Here is a 2,500-nt window from a genome sequence, read left to right on the forward strand (position 1 = left end):
ATGTGCGTAGTCAGTCAAACTACTTTATCGGAGAGTTTGATCCTGGCTCAGGACGAACGCTGGCGGCGTGCCTAATACATGCAAGTCGAGCGAACAGATGGGAGCTTGCTCCCTGATGTTAGCGGCGGACGGGTGAGTAACACGTGGGTAACCTGCCTGTAAGACTGGGATAACTCCGGGAAACCGGGGCTAATACCGGATGGTTGTTTGAACCGCATGGTTCAGACATAAAAGGTGGCTTCGGCTACCACTTACAGATGGACCCGCGGCGCATTAGCTAGTTGGTGAGGTAACGGCTCACCAAGGCGACGATGCGTAGCCGACCTGAGAGGGTGATCGGCCACACTGGGACTGAGACACGGCCCAGACTCCTACGGGAGGCAGCAGTAGGGAATCTTCCGCAATGGACGAAAGTCTGACGGAGCAACGCCGCGTGAGTGATGAAGGTTTTCGGATCGTAAAGCTCTGTTGTTAGGGAAGAACAAGTGCCGTTCAAATAGGGCGGCACCTTGACGGTACCTAACCAGAAAGCCACGGCTAACTACGTGCCAGCAGCCGCGGTAATACGTAGGTGGCAAGCGTTGTCCGGAATTATTGGGCGTAAAGGGCTCGCAGGCGGTTTCTTAAGTCTGATGTGAAAGCCCCCGGCTCAACCGGGGAGGGTCATTGGAAACTGGGGAACTTGAGTGCAGAAGAGGAGAGTGGAATTCCACGTGTAGCGGTGAAATGCGTAGAGATGTGGAGGAACACCAGTGGCGAAGGCGACTCTCTGGTCTGTAACTGACGCTGAGGAGCGAAAGCGTGGGGAGCGAACAGGATTAGATACCCTGGTAGTCCACGCCGTAAACGATGAGTGCTAAGTGTTAGGGGGTTTCCGCCCCTTAGTGCTGCAGCTAACGCATTAAGCACTCCGCCTGGGGAGTACGGTCGCAAGACTGAAACTCAAAGGAATTGACGGGGGCCCGCACAAGCGGTGGAGCATGTGGTTTAATTCGAAGCAACGCGAAGAACCTTACCAGGTCTTGACATCCTCTGACAATCCTAGAGATAGGACGTCCCCTTCGGGGGCAGAGTGACAGGTGGTGCATGGTTGTCGTCAGCTCGTGTCGTGAGATGTTGGGTTAAGTCCCGCAACGAGCGCAACCCTTGATCTTAGTTGCCAGCATTCAGTTGGGCACTCTAAGGTGACTGCCGGTGACAAACCGGAGGAAGGTGGGGATGACGTCAAATCATCATGCCCCTTATGACCTGGGCTACACACGTGCTACAATGGACAGAACAAAGGGCAGCGAAACCGCGAGGTTAAGCCAATCCCACAAATCTGTTCTCAGTTCGGATCGCAGTCTGCAACTCGACTGCGTGAAGCTGGAATCGCTAGTAATCGCGGATCAGCATGCCGCGGTGAATACGTTCCCGGGCCTTGTACACACCGCCCGTCACACCACGAGAGTTTGTAACACCCGAAGTCGGTGAGGTAACCTTTATGGAGCCAGCCGCCGAAGGTGGGACAGATGATTGGGGTGAAGTCGTAACAAGGTAGCCGTATCGGAAGGTGCGGCTGGATCACCTCCTTTCTAAGGATTTTAACGGAATATAAGACCTTGGGTCTTATAAACAGAACGTTCCCTGTCTTGTTTAGTTTTGAAGGATCATTCCTTCAAAACATAGGAACACCTGCTAAATGCGCCACTTCCTGTGGCAACGCATGTGTTAGCATGTCCTATGCGTTGTTCTTTGAAAACTAGATAACAGAAGTAATTCACATTCAATTAGTAATGCAAGATATCACGTAGTGATTCTTTTTAACGGTTAAGTTAGAAAGGGCGCACGGTGGATGCCTTGGCACTAGGAGCCGATGAAGGACGGGACGAACACCGATATGCTTCGGGGAGCTGTAAGCAAGCTTTGATCCGGAGATTTCCGAATGGGGAAACCCACCACTCGTAATGGAGTGGTATCCATATCTGAATACATAGGATATGAGAAGGCAGACCCGGGGAACTGAAACATCTAAGTACCCGGAGGAAGAGAAAGCAAATGCGATTCCCTGAGTAGCGGCGAGCGAAACGGGACCAGCCCAAACCAAGAGGCTTGCCTCTTGGGGTTGTAGGACACTCTGTACGGAGTTACAAAGGAACGAGGTAGATGAAGAGGTCTGGAAAGGCCCGCCATAGGAGGTAACAGCCCTGTAGTCAAAACTTCGTTCTCTCCTGAGTGGATCCTGAGTACGGCGGAACACGTGAAATTCCGTCGGAATCCGGGAGGACCATCTCCCAAGGCTAAATACTCCCTAGTGACCGATAGTGAACCAGTACCGTGAGGGAAAGGTGAAAAGCACCCCGGAAGGGGAGTGAAAGAGATCCTGAAACCGTGTGCCTACAAGTAGTCAGAGCCCGTTAACGGGTGATGGCGTGCCTTTTGTAGAATGAACCGGCGAGTTACGATCCCGTGCAAGGTTAAGCAGAAGATGCGGAGCCGCAGCGAAAGCGAGTCTGAATAG

At 52.7% G+C, this 2,500-nt stretch carries 2 rRNA genes (1 of these 2 only partly in view); both read left to right on the top strand.

Annotated elements, in window-relative coordinates:
• Window positions 1–24 precede the first annotated feature (24 nt).
• A 16S ribosomal RNA gene (locus tag NYE36_RS00990) occupies window positions 25–1,574 on the top strand.
• A gap of 233 nt (window positions 1,575–1,807) precedes the next feature.
• A 23S ribosomal RNA gene (locus tag NYE36_RS00995) occupies window positions 1,808–2,500 on the top strand (it continues 2,237 nt past the right edge of the window).
• Together the 16S and 23S rRNA genes form the textbook arrangement of a ribosomal RNA operon.

The organism is Bacillus sp. FSL R5-0593 (assembly GCF_038603755.1).
In the GTDB taxonomy this organism is placed as follows: Bacteria; Bacillota; Bacilli; order Bacillales; family Bacillaceae; genus Bacillus; species Bacillus velezensis.